The 23172-nt window shown below is 41.1% G+C and carries 14 protein-coding genes; 3 read left to right on the plus strand and 11 right to left on the minus strand.

All coding sequences use genetic code 11. The features are described from left to right. Nucleotides 1–96 precede the first annotated feature (96 nt). From CDZ87_RS15120 to CDZ87_RS15145, 6 genes are all read right to left on the minus strand, one after another. Nucleotides 97–2031, minus strand: coding sequence for a DUF262 domain-containing protein (locus CDZ87_RS15120; protein WP_100754279.1), 1935 nt, complete (start codon nt 2029–2031; stop codon nt 97–99). A 56-nt stretch (nt 2032–2087) separates the two neighbouring features. Further along, entirely contained in the window at nt 2088–5810 is a 3723-nt protein-coding gene (gene pglX / locus CDZ87_RS15125; protein ID WP_100754280.1) for a BREX-1 system adenine-specific DNA-methyltransferase PglX, read from the minus strand. Nucleotides 5811–5915: 105 nt separating this feature from the next. Next, nucleotides 5916–9662 (minus strand): BREX system P-loop protein BrxC, encoded by a 3747-nt coding sequence (brxC, locus tag CDZ87_RS15130; RefSeq protein ID WP_100754281.1) that lies wholly within the window; start codon nt 9660–9662, stop codon nt 5916–5918. Between the two features lie 133 nt (nt 9663–9795). After that, nucleotides 9796–10359, minus strand: coding sequence for a DUF1788 domain-containing protein (locus CDZ87_RS15135; protein WP_100754282.1), 564 nt, complete (start codon nt 10357–10359; stop codon nt 9796–9798). Continuing rightward, nucleotides 10359–10958 carry a DUF1819 family protein gene (locus CDZ87_RS15140; protein ID WP_100754283.1) on the minus strand — a complete coding sequence of 200 codons (600 nt, stop codon included), beginning with the start codon at nt 10956–10958 and terminating at the stop codon, nt 10359–10361. The genes CDZ87_RS15135 and CDZ87_RS15140 overlap by 1 nt, the downstream gene beginning before the upstream one ends. Nucleotides 10959–10967: 9 nt before the next feature. Next, nucleotides 10968–11867 (minus strand): helix-turn-helix transcriptional regulator, encoded by a 900-nt coding sequence (locus tag CDZ87_RS15145; RefSeq protein WP_100754284.1) that lies wholly within the window; start codon nt 11865–11867, stop codon nt 10968–10970. Between the two features lie 335 nt (nt 11868–12202). On the opposite strand from CDZ87_RS15145, the gene CDZ87_RS17055 reads away from it, so the two are divergent. Further along, nucleotides 12203–12346 carry a hypothetical protein gene (locus tag CDZ87_RS17055; RefSeq protein WP_157806479.1) on the plus strand — a complete coding sequence of 48 codons (144 nt, stop codon included), beginning with the start codon at nt 12203–12205 and terminating at the stop codon, nt 12344–12346. A gap of 768 nt (nt 12347–13114) precedes the next feature. Here CDZ87_RS17055 and CDZ87_RS15160 read toward each other — a convergent pair. After that, complete coding sequence (locus CDZ87_RS15160; RefSeq protein ID WP_100754287.1) at nt 13115–14338, minus strand: chromosome partitioning protein ParB; 1224 nt, start codon at nt 14336–14338, stop codon at nt 13115–13117. 179 nt (nt 14339–14517) lie between these two features. On the opposite strand from CDZ87_RS15160, the gene CDZ87_RS15165 reads away from it, so the two are divergent. Then, nucleotides 14518–15684: a hypothetical protein gene (locus CDZ87_RS15165; protein WP_100754288.1), complete on the plus strand. Its 1167-nt coding sequence runs from the start codon at nt 14518–14520 to the stop codon at nt 15682–15684. A 213-nt stretch (nt 15685–15897) separates the two neighbouring features. Further along, nucleotides 15898–16062 carry a hypothetical protein gene (locus tag CDZ87_RS17245; protein WP_216639389.1) on the plus strand — a complete coding sequence of 55 codons (165 nt, stop codon included), beginning with the start codon at nt 15898–15900 and terminating at the stop codon, nt 16060–16062. 128 nt (nt 16063–16190) lie between these two features. On the opposite strand, the gene CDZ87_RS15175 is transcribed toward CDZ87_RS17245, so the two are convergent. The 4 genes from CDZ87_RS15175 to CDZ87_RS15190 are packed head-to-tail and all read right to left on the minus strand — an operon-like array spanning nt 16191 to nt 22421. Next, on the minus strand, nt 16191–16715 hold the full coding sequence (locus CDZ87_RS15175) for a hypothetical protein (RefSeq protein ID WP_100754289.1): 525 nt from the start codon (nt 16713–16715) through the stop codon (nt 16191–16193). Further along, nucleotides 16712–19276: a hypothetical protein gene (locus CDZ87_RS15180; RefSeq protein WP_100754290.1), complete on the minus strand. Its 2565-nt coding sequence runs from the start codon at nt 19274–19276 to the stop codon at nt 16712–16714. The genes CDZ87_RS15175 and CDZ87_RS15180 overlap by 4 nt, the downstream gene beginning before the upstream one ends. Then, nucleotides 19277–20932 (minus strand): site-specific integrase, encoded by a 1656-nt coding sequence (locus tag CDZ87_RS15185; protein ID WP_100754291.1) that lies wholly within the window; start codon nt 20930–20932, stop codon nt 19277–19279. Beyond that, the gene (locus CDZ87_RS15190) at nt 20898–22421 is read right to left on the minus strand and encodes a site-specific integrase (RefSeq protein ID WP_245834733.1); all 1524 of its coding nucleotides are present in this window, start codon (nt 22419–22421) and stop codon (nt 20898–20900) included. The genes CDZ87_RS15185 and CDZ87_RS15190 overlap by 35 nt, the downstream gene beginning before the upstream one ends. Nucleotides 22422–23172 lie beyond the last annotated feature (751 nt).

Consider the following 23172-nt stretch of genomic DNA (forward strand, 5'->3'; position numbering starts at 1 on the left):
CTGAGATGTATTTTAACACCTCTATTTAGGTGGCCAAATTTACTGTACCACTACAGTGCGAGTGTATACAACGCTCGGCAACACGTTATTACTGTTTTATGCGATCTGTTGTTCTTGTTGTTCACTCTCTACGAGAAAGTCTAAGTGAAGTAATTTGGCTTTAAACTGATCATCACCGAGTGGGATTTTCCAGCGTTTCTCCATAAATTCGAACAATGCGAGGCCTCGGGAAAGAATACTCTCAGGTAACCATTCCTCTAATTGAGCGATTTCATTTTCTGATGCTGAACCGTTGTAATAGCCAACGCCTGAACCGTTATTCTTCTTATCATCGAATCCATCGTTTTGCAGGCTGGAGTTCTTTGCTCGGCTTAATGGTACTAAATTACCCAATGAGTTAGCTAACCATGTTGTTTGCTCTTTGGTTAAACTTCCAAAGCGATCCTGCCAATACTGGTTAGAAGGTGTCTGTGGGAAGATATGCTCAATGGTGATCTTATCTTTGCTTGTTGCCTTAAGATCATTCCAACCAAGTTTCATGGTTTCTTGTTTGCCACGTTTGGTTAGCCAAGCGTCATATTCAAACAAGAAGTAACGCAAGCCATCCCATTTAAAGAAACCTTGTTGTCCTAACTCATACTTTTCTGCAATGTAGCTGTAAAAGCGAGCAGGGTCGTAGTAGTAATCGGCCCATTCATTGATCGTACCGATGACTGAATTGATGGTTCGATTACCCTTTAACAACTCTCTAGCCATGCCAAAAAACTCAGAATCGCCAGTATTAGAACGACGATGACATAGCGAAAATAGGGTGAAGTTATAGCGCTCCGCTGCTGAAAGTAGGTCGTTAATCTCTTCCAACGGCTGCTTGGATACAAACGCGGCGAGTAGGAGAGGTCTGAATGCACGGAAGCTTAGACGTTGCAATCTATCAAGTAGCAACTTGTTCTTATCGTCATTGTAGTTAGGAAGATAGAAGTATGGGTTGTGAATATAGAACCAATGACGAATTGATTCTTGTAAGTTTTCGACGTAATCACTGATTTCTTCTACTGACACACGCTCATTTTCATCCTTTGGATGAGTGACATTACGAGCGGTGAACTTCTCGTTCAGAAGGTATTTAATGTAATCGTCGCCTTTGTTACGGCTGTACTTAAAGTACATTGTCCAATGGTTACGTAAGAAAATGTCTTCATCAAGAGGGCGCTCAGGATTCTTACCGAGATATTCGTACATGGTTTTCCACGCACTGTTAATTTTACTACGTAAAACTTCATGCCCTTCGTGATTGTGGAAAAGAGTAGATAGGTAGATTAAGCGGTTTTTTAGCAGCTCAAGACTAGTCAGAGGCTTACCACGGTTGTTCATCGTTTCGAATGTGACGAACACATCAATCTCTTCGTCAATCTCGTAGAGATTAAATTTAATTTTTTGAGTGAGCTTCTTAAAAACTAGTGCAATTTCGTCTTCAGAAAGAGTCGATAATTTACCTTTGAAATAAGATTTAGCCACTTTGAGGTTTTGCGTGTATAGGGTTTCTTGGTGCTGGTTACTATGTGAGTGTTCACCAAAGATGATGGTTTTAAGGTACTCATCGCTAGGGTTGTCTTTTTCGTACCCGAAGATGAAGCTTTGTCGCTGTCCGTCGTCTGCTTTGTGTAATACATAGCGGCTGCGTATGGTTTCAAGCGATTGATAGTTGAGTTGAGCGTCTTCGCCTACTGACTCCAAAATAGCTTGAATCAAAATCATTGATGTCGTTAAGCGCTGTTGCCCATCGACAATGTAGAAGGGTTTGAAGCCAACGCCCTCTATAATCCATTCGTCTTGTTCCCACTTTTGCCATAATTTTTGTGCAACAGGTTCTAGTGTCACAACACCAGTATAATGAACTCGTCTTGGATCAAGTTGAATGATGTCTTCCCAAAAGTCATCAAGTTGGATTGAAGACCAAGCATAGCCACGTTGGTAATCAGGAATCCTGAGTATTCGTCGTTCAAAAATATCGTTTAGACTTTGTAATTTCATTATTATTGTTCTCGAAAAGTAGAAAAAGAGCAGCCCAAAGGCTGCTCATGAATCAATTACTTAATTTTATCAGGCGCTTTGCCGTGAATAGCTTTCACATCAGCAAGTAGGTTACCGAACTTGCCGTAGTTAACCTTAACGCCGTCATCGAGGTCTAGGCTGATCTTCATTTCAGCTAAGTGCTTTAGCTCTTCATCGAAAGTGACCAGTTCAGCTTGCTTCTTCTCAATCGTTTTCAGCTCTTTGTCGATTGCGCGTAGCTCTGCACCAGACGCTGTTGCTTTTGAGTCTTCAAGAATGTTCTTGCGGCTTTCAAGTTTACCCATAAGTGGTGTGACATACTCTGTGCGCATACGTGACAGCGTACCTTCGTTATAGCGATGTAGGTAAACCAAACACTCGAATGCTTTTGCTTTGCCTGAGCTAAACAGCCAGTAAATAGGGCGCTTCTTATAAGTCTTTAAGTGATCTTTGTAGAACTGAGTGGAGAAGTAACGACGGATAGTATCGATCGAACTTTCACCTTTTTTAGCTTTGATGGCATCCAAGCACAGGCTTTCAGCCACAAAGTCCAAGTTCTCTTGTAAGTGATCTTCACCCCATACGGTTTTGACAAACTGACGGAAGCGGGTAGTGGCGTCATCTTCAAATATCCAATCTTCATCTGCTAAAGGCACAATTCCATCGTCATCTACAGGAAAGCCATCGTATACACCTTCTTTAATCAGTTCGTCGAAGCCTACGTTTTCAGAAGAGGCGTAAACCATTCCGTCAAGGTTGAGAGAGAAACGCCCTACGATTAGGCCGACGTAGTATGATACAAGTTCTGAAATTGTATCTGACTGAAACCTTTTCAGCTTTTCAAACTCTGACATGTCACTTTTATAGCGGAAACTTGGGTTGCAGAATAATGTTATATCTTTAAGCTCTACGGATGTTTCAATTTCCTCTTCTAATTGAAAATGTCTAGCGACAAGGAGGTTGTTTTTTGTTTCAATGTCTAACAATTTTTTTACGGTGTTCTCACAGTTACTTTGGTGATGCTTAAATGCTTCTTTGATTGTTGAAACTTTATCGTATAACAAAGGGTTTTTTGAAAAGAACCAACTGGTTTCATATTCATTCCAATCTTTTTTGGATATTTCAAAAGCGGTCTTTGCTAGTTCTGAAGCTTCTAATATCTCTGGTGTATTGCTCGGATTGAAAGGTAACACCGCAACATCACCAGACTGAAAGTTAGTAGTGGGATTTTTTATGCGTACAAGCGCGGATGCTGTGGTAGAACACAAGAAAGCTGCAACTTTAAAATAATCTTCTTGATTGGGGAATGCGCATGAGCCCCCACCATCAAAAACAAAGCCTTTTTCGTAGCAACGTAACGAAAACGTTTTACCGCCGATCTTTGACCAACTTAATGACGGACGAAAGTAGTACTCTTCAGATGGTAAGTTATTCCCCATCTGACTAAGGATGTTTCGATGCTTCAAATCAAAGTGTAAAACTGTTTCGCAGTTACCGTACCATCTTCTGAAGGCTCCTCCTTTATTGTAAGGAACCCAAGACGAACCGCTTTCTAAGAAGTTCTTTTGTGAGTCATACAGAAAGCCGATATCTGAGTATTTAATCTCACTCCAATGACGAAGAAAGCGAGCATTGTCTCCAGTATTCATGCCACATTTTGATGGCGCAAATTCTCCAAGGGGCATCGTACTTGAAAACACTTTTCGAATAGTATCAGGGACAGAGTATGCGATAGGTCTACCTGGTATCTTGCTAAAGTCTTGACCTGATGCTGTGTGAACATTTGCCTTGCTAAGTAAGCAGTTTTGTTTTTCAGAAGTCGATTTATCATAAAGGTCAAAAAAAGTGCCTTTATAACTTGGCATGTGGTTATTTCTTGACACAAAGGCACAAACTGAGACAACTTCTCCTGAAATTTGACTAAAAGCTCGTGGCCCCAAATGAGCCAAAGTAACAATAGAGCTAAATGATGACAAATAGTCTCTTAATTTTTCATATGTGGATAGAAACATCCAAGATTGCATATTTATTTGAGCGTTGTATCCGTTACTTTTTAATAAAGAATAAGTACGCTCCATGAACATAGCAAAAAGATCAGATTTAGAATATTTAAAGAACTTCCTTCCAAATGCTTTCAAGGAACTGTTCATTCCGTTGGTACCCATATATGGTGGGTTTGCGACAGCTACATCATACTTAGTTGCTAATACAATGGCTTGTTCCACAATAGGCAATAGTGCTTGTGCTGCTTCTTTTGCCGTTGGTTCATTACCTCGTGCTTTCTCAGCTAGTTTTTCTTGCAACGTAGTCAGAGATTCTAGGTATTTACTGTCAATTTCTACCAATGAACCTAAGTTTTTGGCATCAATAAACTGCTCTTTTAGGTAGCGAAGTAAATCAAGGTAAACTTTGTTTCCTGCTGATAGCTCAGCCAGTTCTAGCTGCGGTTCTGAAAATAGGTCACCCATTGAACCTGTTTGCTTGTTGCCATCAAGATCCAAGTCTGCCCAAAGCTGGTTAATGTTCAGGTTTTCAGTTGATTGAATTGAGTGGATGTTGAGCTTGATATTACGTGTGAAGATACGTTTATCATCTTCACGGGCTTTCATTAATACAGCAAACGCAGCCATCTGTGCCGCACGATCATCAATATCTAGGCCATAGATGTTCTTGGTTAGAATTAGCTCTGGGATCTCTCGAAGGCGGTAGCCACGTTCTAGGTAGATTTCACGCAGCACTTCATAGACTTCCACCAAAATGTGACCAGAACCACAAGCAGGGTCGAGCACTTTTATCTCTTCTGGATCAATACTGGTTGGCGTAATCGCTTTTAGTTGCTCAATAACATCATCACTTTGCTCAGCAGGCGTGATGTAATACTCCATTTTGTCTTTCAGCTCAGAGTCAGGGTAGGTCGCTAGCCACTTACGACCTAGTGAGTTTTGAACTAGGTACTTAACAATCCAGTTGGGTGTAAATAGCTGGGTGGCTGCTGGAATATCTTCGCGTTTGACGACTTTACCTATAACCGCGTCTTTGTGCTCTGAGATGTAGAACTGGTACAGCCAACCAATAACCTCGATTTGCCCTTTACCCGTTTCACTATCTTTCCAGTTATCTTCAGGAATGTTGTTGACCAAATCCTTTAGGATTGAATCAGTTTTAGTTAAGTTGTCTGGTAGTAGTAGTTCAGTAGCATCGTCTAGCTTTTCAAACATGAATGGCATGGCTTCGCTTAGCTGGTGGCATTGCGCTAGAAGGAGAGTGCGGTATAGCTCTTCTTCTTTGTTACCATCAAGCACCATGTCAATGATCTGGTCTTTGTTCAATCCAAGCTCATCAGCTACGTCAGCCGCTGAGTTTAAGATTTCAAAGCCTTCACCAAACTGAGCGCCTTCGGTTTTGCTTAGCACACGAAAACCATGGTCTAGGTATTCATTAACCTCCATATAGCGGATGGCCGTTAGGCGGTTAAACCAAGTAAAGGCCGTTTCGTTGATAAACTGGTTAAAGCCGTCTTTATGCACGAATTTACCATCGTGCGTGCCTAACGCTTCAATACGTTTTACTAGTTGGTTACGTTGCTGACCTTGTTTGCGAGTGTAAACTTCTTTTTCGATAATCGCGCTGTCACCATCAATCGTGATCTCGCTAATTCGGTCTTCGAAAATACCGAGCTTTGCTGCTCTGCTCTTTACTGCTTCCATAAAAGCAACACGAGCTTTTGGTGCGTAGGCTTTAAGTTTATTGGTGTTCATTGAATACTCATTTCATTCGTTTAGAAATCCACGCTCAAAGAGCGTGGTTCACTATTTATCTTTATGGTTCAGCTAGGTATTTCTCTATGTGAGAGAAGCTTTTACTTACTTGATTCGTACTTTATGATTCGAAGCAATCAACTCGGAAAGTTGCGTTTTCAATGCCGCTAAATAGTTTTCTAGCTCTTCTTCTGTTTCTAGGTAAGTGGTATCGCCTAGTTCTTGGAAAACGGCCCCAGCTTTGACCGTCACCACTTTTTTCGCTTTAGGTTTTGTGACTACAGGCTCAGCTACTTTTAATGGCTCTTTGGTTGCGTTCATTGTTGCAGATGATGGGCCATAACCATTAGAGTCGTTAGGTTCTAGCTCTAATGTACCGTTACCACCTTTGGAGTCATTGCCTGCATTAGTTTCAGCTTCTTGCTTGCGACGTTCTGCTTCTAGCGCTACTTGGCGTTCAGCCGCTTTAATTTGCTGGTCGATAAAGGCATTAATGATTTCTTCAGCTTGCTCTACTAAACTTTCTGAATTTCGAAGCTCTTCGTTGATTTCAGCAATGCTAGTAAGGTGCTCTAAGTGTTTTAGAGACAGTTGTAACGGGCGAAGCGCATCATTACTGATGGTATCTGGTGCTTTAGCCTCGCTAACGTGTTGCTTGACGTCATCAATTGCAGCCTCTAGTTTGCTAGCCACCTCTTTACGGCGAGCTACCAGCATCTCATCGTTTACCGCTCTTACCGTTTCGATTAAGCCTTGCACCTGACGGATCTTTCCGTAAGGACGCTCATCGTTATATATGGCTTCTAGTTTCTCTAATGCATTATTGGCAACTTCAGACGTTTTAAGTAGGTGACGGTTTTTCGCGAACTCGATACTCAAGGCATTCGCCAAGCTTTGCCATGTTGAGAATTGTTTTTCATAGAAGACTTCAAGCTCTTCATAATCCTCTTCAAATTCTTCTAAATCAGAACCTTGACGTAAGAATTCATCGATGAACTTATAGCTTCCTTGTTGCTCGACAAGAGAGGAAATAGAGATAATGCCATCTTCGATTTCAGTTTTACCTGGGAACTTACCTGTGGTTGATTTCGCTTTAAAATCTTTGAGCTTTGCGAGCATGCTCTTTAAAAGCTGAAGTGCTTGCTCATGAAGATCTTTTTCGGTTGTCGGTGCATTCTTATGGAATACAGACTTGTACAACTTGGCTGCTTTCTTCAGGTTTGCTTCTGATTGTTGCTGAATGCGTCGGATTCGTAAGTTGGCACGCTTGGAATTTTTGTCTAAATGCTCAAAAGCACTACGCAACGGCACATCTTGCTGATTCGCTTGCAGCGTAATTTTGTTTGCGACGGCTAGGCGAGCAATCATCAGGATGATTTCGTAATCATTCCAACCGAATGGGCGACGAGAAAACTTCTTCACCAAGTCGCCAGCGGTCAGGGGACGCCCGTATTCATCACTGATTGAGATGTGTTGCTCTAGCTCGAACAGAGCGCGAGGGTTTGCTTCAACATCTGACAAATCAATATTCAATTGGCTCAAGTCGTCAACGATAAGAGTTTGCTGAATTTGTTGACGAATATCACCAGAATAGGGCGTAACATACTTAAGTTTACTGAAGGTGTCTTCGATAACCTGGCGGTATGCGTTGTCGATGATAGCAGTGGCTGTTGCACCTTTAGTTTTATAGCTTTGCCCTAACAAGTAAAAGTCTGATTGCTTAATAACATCTTCTAGCTCAGAAACAATCTGCTTACGTCTTGCACTGTTCTCCGCTGCTTTCGCTCGGATAAGTAGTTCCATATCTGCATCACGACCTGCATTACGTTTTGTGTACTTAGCGGTACGAATATAGGTTCGTAGTTCCCCAAATAGACGCGCCTTATCTTGTAGTTTAATTAAGATGGCATCTTTAGATTCATTACCGCAGACGGCATCGGTCATATCGTCATAGCTAGCGTCAATTGGCGAAACAATCTTTAAGTGCAGGTCGTTGTCAATTGAGCCTTTCTCGAACGGTTGACCATTGCAGTAGCGTGAAACTGGGAAATCTTGTTTGTTCTCAGGATAGCGATAGGTTTTGCTGCTGCGTAAAATCTCTTCAAATAGGATTTTACTTAGCTCCGCTGTTTCATCGGACGTTTCGATCTCTGTGTTTTGGATCTCTTTTTCGATTTCTTTTTCTTCGTTTGTTAAGAAGATGTACTCTTCTCCTTGACGAGCAATAAGAAGGTTATTTTCCAATGCGTCCAAGCTTTCAGTAATATCAATACGAAGTTGGCGTTTGTCTTGGTCGACTTCCGAGATACAAAGCGTCACGATGTTGTCGATGGTAGATTTCATCTCATCTACGTAACGGATCATAAATAGCGTTTGTAAAACTTGAACCGAGAAATCGGAAATAGAGCTTTTCTCTGCCGCGTGGTTAATGTCACGCACTACAGCAGTATCAAGGAATTTCTTAATTGAAGGATAAAAACTATAAAGCGGGATTAAACGCCCAATCTCGTCACTAACGAACTGATTAGTAGCCGTTTGAAATGCTTCGATGAGAGAACGTTCACCTTTTGCTAGGTGAGTACCCGCTGCCCCCGCTTGGGAGATACCAGAAAATACTTTTTGGATTAGGTTGTACTGGTACGGTGCAAACGGGTAGCTCGATACGAAGTTGTTTGTACCTGTGAAGTTAGAAAACTCAGCCTTATTGGTTTTCTCAAAGCTAAGCTGGCTTCGAATGATGTCGCCTTTTTCATTATACAATGCTGCTAGCACAGTTTGCGCAGGCTCTGTTTTAGCGAGTAGACGTTTCTCAATAACCTCGTTGACGTTTGAGCTTGAGAGCGAGATTCGATCAAAGCGTTGTTGGATCCGAGAAAAGTCATTTTTACGAGAACCTTGTTGCATTTGACCTAAAACAGTGTCCATGTCTTCTTGTGATGTCACTACCACCCAAGCACGACCTTCACAGACTGTACCTAAATTTTCTGTAATAGTTTGCAGCTTCAACATCATTTGAGCGTTTTGACCAATGTACTGACCAATCTCATCCACAAAGAAGCTGATGCGGCGTTCAGGGCTACCATCAAGGTATTGCTTAACCCATTTACAGAAATTTTGAATGTCTAAGCTGAAGTTGTTTTCAAGTCGCTCGATAGCTTGGCGACCTGCTTCTTCGGACTGGCCTGTTACTTTTGCAAATGCTTCAGCGAGATCGTCACGGTAAAAGTCATAAGAGTCACGCTCTTCTAACCATGATGAACCCGATAGCTCTTCAAAAGCTTGATGGAATTCTTGCAGTTTGCCACGCGCATCAAGGTCACGCTCTAGGTCAGCGATGTGTGCATGGTCGCCCGAGTAGCCCATTTTCTCATTAAAGACTTTTAGGAATACTTTTAAGATCGCATCTTCTTTGTCATCGGTGTCAGCGCGGCTATCAATGTTAAAGAGGATAACGTTGTTCTCTTTCTGGATCGCTCGACGCATATCGCCTAACAGCATTTGGTCTTCTGCTAGTTTGTCCTCAAAGAAATCAATGGCTCGCTTTGTTACGCCATCATTAGATGTCTCAACGTTTTTGAGCAAGTACGACATGATTTTAATGAAGTGAGATTTACCCGAGCCAAAGAAGCCTGATACCCAGATGCCAGATTTACCCGTTTCAGACGCCTTTTTAGGGTCATCAACAGACGGCATGTAGTATTTGAAGAATTGTTCAATGTGACCTTTAAGTTCAGCGGTGATGACATATTCATCAAGTTCGACGAAGACGGTTTCGTTTCCGACTTGGTCGGCTTTAACGACGCCGTTGATAGGGCGTGAGATATCTTTTTTAAATAGCTGCTTTAACTGCATGGTAATTCCTAGCTAACTTTCTCAATTTGTTAATGAGAATATTTCGATTCAGTATTTACTTGTTTAGCATACGTTTTTATCAGTAACTACATTTGCTTGGCAGCTACCTTTTCTTAACCGTCACTATGGTGCGCTATGCCAACTTAAAGGCTCGGTAATAGTTGTTTGATTCGATTCGACCAAATGGTTTAAGTGAAGCGCCATCATATTCACCAGGGTAGAACATGACCGTCGGAACCTGGCCTACTTTAGCGTGCAACGCATTGAGTAGTCCGTGACCTCGGACAATCGGCCAAACACTTCCCATTCCGTGAAGCATGATAAAGTCACAATTTTCTATATTTGCTTCTTTCACAATGAACTCTGCAACTCGGTTTTGCTCCAATGGCCCTTTGAGAGCTTTAAACAGAGCTTCATCACCTTTGGCAAACTGCATTTTGAATGACTTATCCAATAATCGCCGCGATTCTAGTAGTTTGATGATCATTTCAAACAGGTTAATGCTGGCGAATGTGTAGCCACGATTTGACAGTTTTTTCTCTAGCAATTCGATATGCTCTCGAACCGCTAGCTCATGTTCAGGTTTATAGTCGAAAATGTAAAAACCAATCTCACCACCGAGTTCTTTGTTTTGAAGGAATTCGTCGCTCTCTAAACGAGATTGGATGTTATCTAGACGCTGTTGTAGCTGGAGCATTAGTAGATCTCCATAGCCTGGATGATATCGTCTCTATCCATCTCAACGAGTAGATCACGAACATCTGGGGTTATGTAAATATTGGTGAGTACTTTTGTTTTTGTGCTTTCCAAGAAACCGCCATCAGTCATAACTTTAAAAGCGACTTGAGCAATTTTGTAGGTTGAGGATTCAGACATATCGGCAAAATCAGGATAGATGCGGCACTTATCTTCCCAGAAGTACTCCCAATCTTTCATGTCAATGTTTTCGCGGTACATACGTTTAGCATCCATTACAACAGTGCGCATGAAGTCAGCAAGCAGTGGAGAGTTAATTAGGGTTGCAGCCATCATTAACTGCGCCGCTTCCTCGTGGTTAGCCTTAACAAGTGCTGATAGGAACTTGTTACCTAGATTTGCGATACGTTTTTTGATTGTAGCCGCGTTACGCTTTGCTGAAGCTGGCGAACGTTTTTGCAGAATGTTTTGTTCAACAATGGCTTCATCCCATTGTTCTTTACTTGGTTCAGAAAGGAGTAACTCAGCAATTAGCTGAGCCTCTGTAATCATAAGGCTGCCACCGATTAGGTCGCCAAGGTATTTCTTATATTCGCTCATCTTCACGTCCTATTTAATGCTGTGTGTAGGGACTGAGTGTTCTGCTTCGGTGTAACCTGATGCAAGGTGCAAGTTTTCAACACCATATAAAGTCGGTCGGTTTGCTAACCAAAGTTGATGCTCGGGCGTTGTTTGTGTTGCATTCTCAGAGCAATCGACATTCCAACGTCGCAGTAAATAGCCAGTTAAAGCGGCACGAACTTCGATTGATAATTTTCCATTCTTCATAGAGTAATCAAGCTCAATCGCTTTTGGATAATTTACATTGTTTGGGTGCGGTACTAGCTCTAATGGTACGAACCTCATCCATTGTTTATCAGCCAGCATGGTTTGAGTCTGAAGTACGGTGTTGTCCGATAGTTCAGCTTTGGTAATTCGAGAAATAACAAAGTCGCGGAATTCCTTACTCTGACAATCGTATGCACGAATATGCCAGCGTAGTCCGTTATCGACGATAGAGTGGGGGATAACAATTCGGGTGCTTTCACCACTGCTTAAAGAGACATAGCGAATCTTCACCGCTTTGTTGTTTAGCGCGGCTTGAGTTAGTACAGCTACAATGCTGGTGTCAGGCGCGTTAAGTTGGCTCGGTACTTCAAATGGTATGCCTAACCCATTGATGACGCTGTCTTCGCCTGAAAGTTGGTTTGCAAGCTTTCCGAGCGTGTCGTTTGTGTTGTGGTTAAACAGTGGGACAAATGCTTTTGTTTGAAAATACCGTTTCTCAGCATTGTCGTAGGTAAGGTTGTGGGCTGCTAGCTCTTTGTATAAGTTGATATCGCGAGTCGCGTTGGATAGCCCCATTTTAAAATGTTCTACAACTTCGGAACGCGTAAAGTGACCAACAAACATCAACTTAAAGTCAATGAAAGCAAGCCTTTGTTTTTGTGCGTAGTTGAGATTATCCATGGATTTCATACTATTTTTAATTTGGGCATAGTATGAACCATTTTGGGTTAGACTTCAATTTGAGATATGACTCAGGCAGACATAACTCACTATCATTTGGGTACGCGATAAGAAAAAAACCAAGAAAAATGAAATTCAGATTTAAAAGCACAAGCAGTGCGCTAAAGCTGGCAACTAGCTTAGCATCTTTGAGAATATTTTTTCAGAGATCTAACTATTGGATCTAATCCGTTTATAGCGCTTCTCTTCATGTATGCCTTATATGACTGTAGTCAAATTGTAAATACAACTAATTGCGTATATTGTTATTCTCAACTATCAAAGAGGATGATGTAATGTCTGGAAAAATTAAGTTACCACACAGTTGCCCTAAATGTGGCAAAACAGCAAAGACGACCAAGGAACTTGAAGAACTTTTTGGCTTCCGTCAAAAAGATGGTGGTGTAACTAATCAGAGTCAATGCAAAGACTGCCGCTAGAGATTAACAGGCATTTACCGCTTTGCAAAAATTAGCTTTAGAGCTTCATCTTCGTCACGATTTCTCTCTAACATAAAGTAAATCGTACAATCTGAAGAAGTTATAAATATATCAAAGCACCTAAGAGTGATTCCCAACGTTTGGCATTATTCATTCCATCGTTGGGTTTCGTGTTTATGGCGCATTGGTTTAGTTTAGTGGTAGCGTTGCTCACCTTCATGCGGCTAGATGAAATCAGCCACTATTTTTAAAAGTTCAGAGGCAGGCATAGCGGATGTGGCATTTTTATAGACCACCACTTTATCGCCATACTGGACTATAAGATTTCCAGAATCAGTTAGTGTGACCGACGCTATAATTTTCCCTCCCACTTCTTCGTGTATTGTGTGTAGTATGTCTTCTGTGGTCATGTTTATATCTTCAACGTAAATTGATAAATGCGACTACCTTAATTTCATAGCATCAAAATTTGATCCAGAAAAATAGGTGCTCCCAATAATAAATATGTCGTATTTAATCATCACTTCTCGGGCTAGGTTTGTTCGATCTATGTGGGCTTTAAGGCAGTGCCTACATGTAATACGCCATCGACTCAAAAGCTGGGATGACGTATGAATAGTTAGAGAAAACTCGACAAAGTCTCCTTGTAGCCTTACATTGTCAACCGTAAACAGATACAAAGCGTTATCATTCAACAGACTCAGTTCGTGGATAAGCTCTTTCATATGTTTCACCTTACAGAAGGCAGGCATGCCTGCCTAACCATCTTTATTGTTTTATTTGCACATTGCTTTGTTTCTGAATTCGTTTTGGAGTAGGGCCTTTGGATACGCATGGTACAGTAAATGGTTCGTTAATATTACCAGCAGCGGTCAGCGGGATTTTGTTTCCACTTTCATCTTTTTTATAGCGAGCAACTCGACGCACTGCAATCCTGTTGCCCGAAATCGTAAGACCGAGATGCGAGTTCCAGCCCTTAAAGATCGCTGATAGTTTGCAAAGGAGCGAATACGATGTTGATTCGTGAACGATTGATTGAAGGTAGTTCCTAACCTGATATTCAATATCGTCTTCAGAGCTTAATCCTAACGATGAGATTATACGGGTGAGATAGGTTTCTGGACAAAGAGGTAAATTCTCATATTCACAAGCAGAAAGCTGTTTTTTTATTAGATAGTGTGCAAACGCATAGATTGTTTCAGAAGCTTGGCTTTCAAGTCGGTGTTTTTTAAATATCTCTGAGATGAAATGCACAGATAGTGCCAGCTCGTTATGATCTTCTACGTATGCCAAAATCTCTGCGGGTTGAAACGACGTACCTTGCGTCCCACGAAAAGCGAATGGGTTCTTAGTCATGTCAAACGCTTTGGCTAGCATGGCGACGCGAGAGAGCACTGAAGCACTAACTTTAACTCCTGCCATCTCTAATACTTGTGATCGTGAACGTATGTTTCCCACATCAATATGTGCAAAACTTAAATCATCAGTAACACCATAAGTTATAGGCGCTATAAAACCTACACGAGCTTCACAGGCGGCTTCCAATCTATGGTGACCGTTAAGAATTTCCCCCTCATGAGAAATTATGATCGGCTCGCCAGTTAGGCACCACTCCCGATTTTTCATTGCTTCTGCATACTTTTTGACTTTGGGCTTACTAAGTCGCCTATTTTTATTTTTTTTGTTTACCGTCCCTCGACTAGAAAAAGTCAACATATCTCTCGCCAACTGAGGGCTAATGAAAATGGTGGTATGTTTAAGTGTAGTTTGTACGACTTTTACCCCTGCATAATATTTAGCATTCGCTTTGAAGATCTCTTCTAGCTGAGTAGGGGTAAGTGTTTCGTTCGAGTTTTTTAGCAGATTAGTTGAACTGGCTACGTAGCTTGTTCGTTCACTTTCGTCAAAGCGACTTACTAGACTGCTTACAATAGAGTTCTCTAGATCTGCATTTGAAATTTCATCGGTATCCCCGATACGTGATTCTGTCATGTTTTCTTCCTTTGCTCTGTATGTGGCAACATAGTGCGCTGACTGCGAATTAGGTAGTACTCAGTGAACATTATTGATCCGACACGCATGTCGGATCAATTTTTATTTATAAATTAAACTGCGATAAACACGATGTTGGACATAAAGAATTGAAAGCCTTAGAACAAAAAATCACTGGCATGTTGCTTTCGGCTAAGGGAAAAACTTGTAAAACCCTCATTACAACCATGCAGATGGTTGAGATTGATGCATATTTTTCCGCTGAGAATGTTAGATCGGAGTTGAAATGGATCATTGATGCAGCAACCAATGCTACAAACTTAGATAAAGTAAAATCTATTCAAGCAGAGCTTGAGGAACGAGTGGTTAAAGGCGAGGCTTTTGCGCCGCTTTCTATCACGTTTGCTATTGAGGGGAAGCCTTTCTTGGATGGCACTTCTCGCAGCTTGTCATCTTTGGCTTTTAATCCTAGCAGTACCCATATTGTTGGTAATGTGCTGACTTTCGTTGCCATATGTAGAATGTTAGGAATTAAGACTTTCTTGTTTAGCTCAAGGTTAAGTGCAAAAGAAATCAATCAAAAAAGCCTAGCTCGACAACGCTTGGCAATGGAAAATGTTGAGATTCGAGTTATTTTTGATGATGAGAAAGGGTTGAATGTCGCAGATATCGTTCATTTATTTAAAAAAAGTGCTCTCTTCGACACAGCTCTAAATCTGCCTCATGTTAGTGAAGGCAATAACCTATCTGGTGAAGGTGACTTCCCATTACGTCCATTTATTCTTCAGTTAATCGAAGATACTAATATCGAGGCTTATGGTGGAGTCAACTTTGATGCTAAGCACGTCAGGGTATCTGAGAGGGCTATTACAACCCAATTTATCTTGTTTAAGTTGCTCGTCGGTGCGGTAGCAGGAGCTGGCACACAAGAATACAGTAAGATGCCTAAAGACATAGTATTGGAGTCGGGAGAGAGCCTAACATCGATACTTGTAGGTGGTTATATAAATAACATCTCTACATTCATGGGAGGGTGGCTGAAACCTTTGAAAGAATCGTTTGCCAGCAATCGTTCCGGATATCAACTGTCCCCTCAAGTGTGGCAAGCATTAGGTCTCGTTATCCATCAACTAGTAAAGGATGGTATGTCGCCCAAAGTACTTAAAAATGCAGGGCTAGAACTTGGGAAGCTTGACTACAGCAAGAATGCAAAACACTGGAAAAATTGTCCGGTTATGGAATTGGACACCAAAGGTCGCATTTATAAAAATGCCGCAAGCTCAACACGTTTATTTAAAGTAGGTTTGCAGGAATACTTCTTGAAAGTTATAAACCATGCTACCTAGCACGCCTTTGTTCCCTTAAAACATCATTCATATTGCGTTTTCGTTTGCTTGCCTTAGTAAAAGTTATGCAAAGTTACAGATAAGTTTCACAAACCAGTAGCCGAGATACTAGAAGTGTATCACGCTCAGCTAGAAGGCTATGGAAATATCGAAAAAATTATTGTGATAGGGCATTCGGTTAATGATATCGATATTCCATACTTCAGGTGCATATTGAACGCCTATACTGATGCTATTTGGGATAACTGGAATCATGGTGATGGTATATCGGATACCCATGATAAACTGATTGCTCTTGCCGTGCCTATACATCATTTGAGTTCATCACCTTCTAGTGATCTTGGAACGACTTATCCAATCGGTGGCTCGGCGAGTTAGAGTTTACTTGAGTTATTTAGCAAACTAAGTTTATTTTAGTGGTGGGGGCTATGGCTTCATATCCCCATATCTTGTGAAACCAAATGTGACTGGTATATGGCCAGATATCCTGTTGCACGTCTTAAACATCACTTTTTTGTAAGTTGTTGAGATATTACTTGCCCATTCGTTTTTCGCTCAGCGATTTCACGAATTAGGTCTCCAGAAAAGAAGTCTTCAACTTTGATAGGGGTTGAGTTATTTACATACTCAATGATGTCCGTTATGGCAAGAATATTTCGTTCGTACTTGGCTCGTGATTTTTTAAGTTCATTATCAAGACGCTCCGCTTTTTTGATGTAGGCTGCACCTGTACGCCCTTGTGCCAGCATGGCTTTTTCATCTGGTGTAAACTCACTCTTATTATGTTCATGGTTGATATGTTGTCGTACCTTGTACTCATTAATAATACTTGTTCTAGAACTTAAGGTACTAAGGCCTCCTTTAACAATACCTTTAGCCTTAAGCCTAACGTGAAGTGTAGAAGGCTGAATCGGTGACGCTTCCAGCCCCTCGCGTACCATAGCCTGTAGCTCAGCTTTAATGTAGTTATCCAACTCTTTACCTCGGATAACTTTGCCATCTAGGTTTCTACTGCGTGGTGTCTTCGTCATTTTTTGCTTCCTCTTGTTCTATTTCGCTCAATACGTTTCTGTTCAATAAAAAACAGGTCTGCCAGTGTTTTCGGAGCTTTGCCCACGAGTTTTTGTTCATTGATTCTCGCTAGAATTCGACTCAAGGGGTTATCCGGATCGTCTGAAAGAAGTGACACTAGTTTTCTTGTGCTTTTCGCCTGGATTGCGCTAGCTTCGAGCGCCTCCAAAACCACGAGCGCTTCTTCTTGTTCTACTAAAGCAACATTGAAGCTCGGATTGTCTGCATTTAGCTTTCGAAGTACGATGACGTCCTCTCGCTTGATCGCTAAAAGGCGTGTAGCTTCTTCTGCTTCACCCATTCTTCCTGTGAGAGTGAAAGATCCACAAGGCAACCCAGACTGACATTTCATTGCATAAGGACACCCCCAACGCGCAACATTGCGGGTACAGGCACCAAAACCCAAAGGGTGTAACTTAGCGTGTCGCTCTACCAATTCTTTCGCTTTATCAGCCAAGTTTTGCTTCACTAAACGGTCGTGAGCGCTTTTAAGTTCTGGAAGAAATTGGTCAGACATAGCACCTACCATGTAATGTGCTACCTCTGTGGTTGTCTCACCAAATGTTTGCATGTTCTGCTTAAGGTTGTGCTCCATACCTAGTGAGGGGTCAACCATCATTGAAGCGGATGACTTGACAATAGCGACACCTGTATTTCTTATCGGCTTACAAGAACGGGCTAGCGCCGCCATACGGCGACTAACCTCATTTTCTATTGGGTTGCAGGCTACTGGAACGGAACCCTTCGGTTGATGTGTAGACACACTATCAGCATCAAACAGTGATAGTTGGTCGTCGTTTGCTAGCGCTATCTTGTTTTCAACGTAAGCTTTCTCCAACATATTTACTGCCAATGATGCGGTCAGGTAAGATTGTGATTCGGCTTGGTGCTGGTAGTGCTTGTTCTGCGTAATATCAACGCGCCCCATTAAGATAGCCTGTACATGATCTGTCACTCCAGCGATAGCTAAAAATGTATTGATATTGTGTCTAGGTACATGTTTCTTAATGCTTACACGAGAGCCATCATCCTCGTATAGTTCAAAATGGTCGAAGATAGAGCGGCGGGTTTCAGAACCTCCTAACCAAGCCTCAATTTGACTTTCGTTTAGTGGAAAAATGTGTTGCAGTGAAACAAGATCCCGTTCAATGTCAAAGGCACCCTTAGGTAGAATAAACATCAAGTCTTCGTAGTTGAAATTTACTATTTTTCCGCCATCTTTAGCAGAGAGAACACACTGATGTCCGTCTGAAAAGTTTTTGGTAGCTGCATAGCGCTGATACACATAATCATTCAACTGAGCTTTAGTGAAATAATATTTTTTTGATTGCTTATGAATGGGAATTACTTTAGGTAGATGGTTGCCATAGCGTTTCATCGAAACCATGATTGATTTAGAAAAATCACCTCGCATACCCCCTGAACCATTGAACATAATGCGTTGCAGATCTCTGCATTCAATCCATTCATCAGGAAACTCAATTATTTTTTTTGGTAAAAAATTAGTGAAGTTGGAGTTTCTATGATTAGTGACAGTGTCACGAAACTCAGCAGTCAAAGCTTTGACTGACTTATAAATCATCTCAACTACTGGATAAGAAGTTGGCGCCAGCCAGTGAATCCGAATACCAGATTTCTTCGCTCCCAGATATTTAATTCCGAGCTTGTATGTAGGCCAACCTTGTGCGATTGCGTGATTACGCTTATCTTTATCTTTGATCTCCCGTTTTATCAATGAGTTCATTCTAAGCAACATGATTTCTTGAAAGCGAAAACCACATATTATGGATAAAAGAAGCATATTGTAAAAAATACGCTGGTAATCGTTCTTAGCCAATACCATCAGCTCAATGACACACATGAAAGCTCGGATTGAAATAAGTTTATTATCAGTGGTTTGTTCAGGCTCTGCTTGATCAGCTATCTTCCTTTCTTTAGTGTTGTTAGTGCCATTGCGGAGTGGGTGTTTGTTAACAACCTCAATACTAACCAAGAATAAGTCGTGTTTTCGGAGTAGTTTGATAATTTTAGCCGCAACATCACAATAATCGCTTACATTCCCCGGACTCTTCGAATTCGCTTTATGTCGATCCATTGCAGCGTAAATAATATCGGCAGTTAGGTACATTGGATGTGTCTGTCCTGTCTGAGTAACCAACTCCCAATACCAGCGTTTCATAACTTGTAAGGGTTTATCCAGTTTAGAACCTGATGGTATGCCGTCTGTGATCGTCACCATATGTATATTGAAAGCTCGCATAAAGTCTTGATATTCAGGTGAGATAGGCATTTTAGTCAAACCTTTTACGCTATTCGATACTTCATTCCATTTGAATCCGTGGTTCTTAGGTTCTTTCAGCCACGCTGCGCCTTTCTCACCAAAGTGCCACGAAGGATCATTCCATTCGAACTGTCCAACCGCATCGTATTTCTCTAAAAGTTCATTGAACTTAGCTTTATATATGTCAATATAGCCAAGCAGGTTTTTAGCTTGTCTATTGAACATTGTATTTTGTGACATTTAGTTCACCTCGACTTTATCTATAAACAATTGAACACGAGCCATGACTTGAATTACATGCCGCTTACGTCGTATTAACTCTCTGAGCAGAGGATGGTTCGTAAGCCCAGAGTCGTCAGCTATGTTGCGAACCCCAGCAATTTCGTCGTTCAAAGAGTCAAGGACTTCGATGTGTTTTCCATTGTCAAAAGGCTTAAAGTACAAACACCCATAACAAGCGCGACCTTGAGCAAAAGGGCACATGTTCTCTTCATAACTGCATCCACCAAGATGATAATGAAGTTTGCCGCCAATAGAGGCGGCAACACGACGGCCTTTCCATTCGCTACTTTGAATTAAGTTTCCTGTCAGCATGAGAGCTATCATGTTTGTAAATACGGGATTGCGACCTAGAGCTGCCTCTCGAATATCTGCCATTTCAGGAGTGGCAGCGATGTAACGCTCCGCAACAACTAAAGTTGATTGACCTAGGATATAAGCAATTTCGGCTGCTGAAGCGCCATTCATTGCCATTGAATGACCAACGTTGTGACGGAATAGGCTTGAGGTATAAACTGGTAGGGTATGATCTCCATTTTGAACAGCTTTTTGTATCTCTTTAGAAGAGAACTTAAGAAGAATGTTGCTGATGGCTGAATTTACTAATATCTGAGTTGCTTTAGTGGTAGGAAACAATTGCTCTTCATCACCAATATTAGCCAAGTACTTATATAGCATTATGAGTTTGCCAAGCTCCTCTGGGATAGCGACACGAACTCGATCAATCGCGAGCTTAGTTTTTTTAGCATAAGGAATCAGCATTGAGTAACGCATGCCGTACTTATTCTCTGTGTCAATGATGCAATCGCCAGCGGAAAATTTACTAATTTGAACAGCTCTCGCCCCAGTGTAATACGTAATGCCTGTGATAATGCAATCAAGCACGGCATCGATATCTACACGTTTCTTAAGCCTTTCAAAATGAGCTATTTTCTCTTCTTTGGTATTGAGTTTGGGGCATAGTTTGGTTGACCACAGAAAAATTCCATTCTCGATCATACCGCACACTTCATCCGGGATAACATTATCGAGATTTTGGTATACTCCCCAATTTTCATTACGTGGTCGAGGTACGTCTAACAACAAATCTTCTAGGTCTGCTTTCTCATCTGTACTTTCGAAGAACCCACAGCGTTCAAGAGTACGTAAAGCATGGAGTGTGAAATAGAACTGCTGGTTGTGACTTGAATTTCGGTTAGGGTTTTCTACTATCGTATGTAACTGATTAATCAACTCATTGCGTGTGATAACATCAACCTCTAAAACAGTTCTCGCTACATAATATGCAAAGTTTTCTGCAACACCTGCCGAGTTCTCTTGGATATACTTTACAGTAAGGTATTTCAGAAGCTTAACTTCAAAAGTATTTAACTGTTTAAAATTATTACCATTTTTAAAGAGAATAGCATTGTATTTACCAGAATAACGAAAACGCCATTCATTCTCATTGAGATACAGAAACTGATCATCAAACTCCGTCGCGCTAGTCAAGTAGATCCGTGTAGGTAAATTAATATCATTGATCCACCGACACTGTTCCTGAGTAAATCGGGTATTTAAGTGGTCAACCTTAGATTGACTATCAGTCGAATATGTCAAATGGGATATCTTCGTCATAGCCGTAGTCTCCTAATGCATTAAAGGTAGGTTCTGTTGACGTAGCTGACTTATCATGAATAGCTTTCTGCCAGTCATTACGATGCGTGCGTTTTATGTTGCTGCTGTTGCTAACGATCTCAAGAAACCGTTTAGCGTATTTTAGAGGAACCGTACTGGTATCTGACCAACCACCTAAGGTACGAAGCCGCTCAACGGCAGGCTCCAATACACCATTCATCCTTGCGGAAATACCATAATCCTGCGCAAGCATTACATTCTCCTGGAGAAGTTCGTTGTAAACGAACGCCAACGTAATGTAAGCCCACGTATGCCGACCAACGTGCGGAGTTATTTTGCACATATAGTTGATTTTATGATTTATTTCATTTCGATAATGGGGATATATCGCAATAAAACTTGGATCGATTTTTGTTTTGTAAAAGGTTCTAATCGCGTCATAGGTTAAAGGAGGGAGCTTACCTGAACCTTTGATAAACAGGATCTGATGATCATCTACACCTTTATTTCTATATAATGGAGCACGGTACTGCTCCATATAAATAGTCAGCATGATGTAGTCATCGGCTGTCAATTCAATTTGCCGATAAGAATGTATCGTTTTAATAGAAGGTGGGTTTTTCCTTGGGTCTAAAACATCATCTGGCAAGTTTTGAACGACCAAAATGTAGTAAACCTTACCATTAGCATCAGGTAGAGACTCACCGATGCAGTCTGTCATCAACAACATCACCTCACCAACACGTAAGCCATAATTGAACATCAATCTATGAATCAGATAGTTACGGTACTGTTGAAATCCTTCTGCAAACGGATTATGAGGATTGGTGACAGCCTCAAATAGTTCACCTGTTTCTGAGTCCACAAACTCAGGACTTGAAGGGAGGAGCATATTGGTTAGCTCGATAGATTGCTGCTCTTCAAGACTCTTGTAACGGTGGGCGGGTTCATTTTGTGACACTTTCGTTTTATCAAATGTCTTTATTTCACGCGTTAGGTTTAAATCATTGGACTGATAGATATTATGAGCATCTGCTAGTGACATATCTTGATATTTCAAATTCATATATCGGTCATTGAGGTACCTGAAAAACTTACCAACGTTTCTTATATGACTCCCATAACTGACTTTGTTCGTCTTGCTGATTGCTGACGGTAACAAACCAATAGGTTGAATATCTTGCTCATCAAGCAGATGTTGCTTGGTGAGAAAATAATGAAAGAAACCATCAAGCTCTTCTATGAAATACGCAATATTGTAATTATTGCTATAGAAATCATAGTCAAATGTAGTTTTGTGCTTCTTGTAGTAATACTCATGGAAGAATCGCAGAGAAGAAAGAATGTTCCGTTGCGTGCCGAGCGCTTTTTTGCTCAATTTATTTATTCCATAAATCGAAACGAACATAACGGGTAGGGTAGTCGCGTTATCAATCAGGATATGGGAACGTTGACCATTTCTTGAGACATGTAAGTGAGCATAAGACATAATCGTTACCAAAATAGTGCTTTATATCATATAACGATATTATTTATATTTTTACAAGCACAATGATCTGTTTATAACCTATTTAAAGCATTATATGTGGCAATATAGTGACAAGGCGTCAAAGTTATGTTCTGAAATTCTTTAACTACTGAGGATATTATGAGGCTGATTTATAGAATATGTATCGATATCAGAATTACATTATTGTTTTCAGAACTTGGCGAATTTAGTAATAAAAATTTATATAATGAGAGCAGAGATATGCTCCTTAATCAAAATAACGCTCCTTGAATACAAATAAGCCGCTAGCAACGATGATGTTGGTAAGTGGTTTGGAATATGCACTTGGGCCCCTCAACAGTTACCGCAAGTGCCTTAATAACCATAATGTATGATCAAACTGACGAATTCCGGGCTGAATCAAAGCAGCAAAATTAAGGAGCGCTTTGAATTAATTCTTTATATTCATTACGCTAAAGGACTGTGAGTTGATATCCATCTGAAATAGGACGACTCGGCTTCAAAAGTGAATTACGCAACAAAGGCTCTGTCGGACTGAGTTGGCGACCATCAGGAAAAATCGACATATAAAAACTCTGCAAGCTCTACGCATTTATCAGGGCGACCGCATGAGTGTCTATATTTTCACCATATGACTAAAACCAGCGCTTAATACGGCCTCTAGCATGGTTGTGCTCATCATGCATCGCTTTTGTTTACCGACAATGCTTAGCTTAGTTGGCTCTGCTCG

Origin of the sequence: Vibrio salilacus (genome assembly GCF_002811245.1) — a bacterium.
Lineage (GTDB): Bacteria > Pseudomonadota > Gammaproteobacteria > Enterobacterales > Vibrionaceae > Vibrio > Vibrio salilacus.

What these genes read in the sequence shown, in the direction of transcription:
- CDZ87_RS15120 (WP_100754279.1), bottom strand. Translation starts at nt 2,031, where the DNA reads ATGAAATTACAAAGTCTAAACGATATTTTTGAACGACGAATACTCAGG.
- CDZ87_RS15185 (WP_100754291.1), bottom strand. Translation starts at nt 20,932, where the DNA reads ATGACGAAGATATCCCATTTGACATATTCGACTGATAGTCAATCTAAG.
- CDZ87_RS15165 (WP_100754288.1), top strand. Translation starts at nt 14,518, where the DNA reads ATGTTGCTTTCGGCTAAGGGAAAAACTTGTAAAACCCTCATTACAACC.
- CDZ87_RS15145 (WP_100754284.1), bottom strand. Translation starts at nt 11,867, where the DNA reads ATGGATAATCTCAACTACGCACAAAAACAAAGGCTTGCTTTCATTGAC.
- CDZ87_RS15180 (WP_100754290.1), bottom strand. Translation starts at nt 19,276, where the DNA reads ATGTCACAAAATACAATGTTCAATAGACAAGCTAAAAACCTGCTTGGC.
- pglX (WP_100754280.1), bottom strand. Translation starts at nt 5,810, where the DNA reads ATGAACACCAATAAACTTAAAGCCTACGCACCAAAAGCTCGTGTTGCT.
- CDZ87_RS17055 (WP_157806479.1), top strand. Translation starts at nt 12,203, where the DNA reads ATGTCTGGAAAAATTAAGTTACCACACAGTTGCCCTAAATGTGGCAAA.
- CDZ87_RS15140 (WP_100754283.1), bottom strand. Translation starts at nt 10,958, where the DNA reads ATGAGCGAATATAAGAAATACCTTGGCGACCTAATCGGTGGCAGCCTT.
- CDZ87_RS15135 (WP_100754282.1), bottom strand. Translation starts at nt 10,359, where the DNA reads ATGCTCCAGCTACAACAGCGTCTAGATAACATCCAATCTCGTTTAGAG.
- brxC (WP_100754281.1), bottom strand. Translation starts at nt 9,662, where the DNA reads ATGCAGTTAAAGCAGCTATTTAAAAAAGATATCTCACGCCCTATCAAC.
- CDZ87_RS15160 (WP_100754287.1), bottom strand. Translation starts at nt 14,338, where the DNA reads ATGACAGAATCACGTATCGGGGATACCGATGAAATTTCAAATGCAGAT.
- CDZ87_RS15190 (WP_245834733.1), bottom strand. Translation starts at nt 22,421, where the DNA reads ATGTCTTATGCTCACTTACATGTCTCAAGAAATGGTCAACGTTCCCAT.
- CDZ87_RS15175 (WP_100754289.1), bottom strand. Translation starts at nt 16,715, where the DNA reads ATGACGAAGACACCACGCAGTAGAAACCTAGATGGCAAAGTTATCCGA.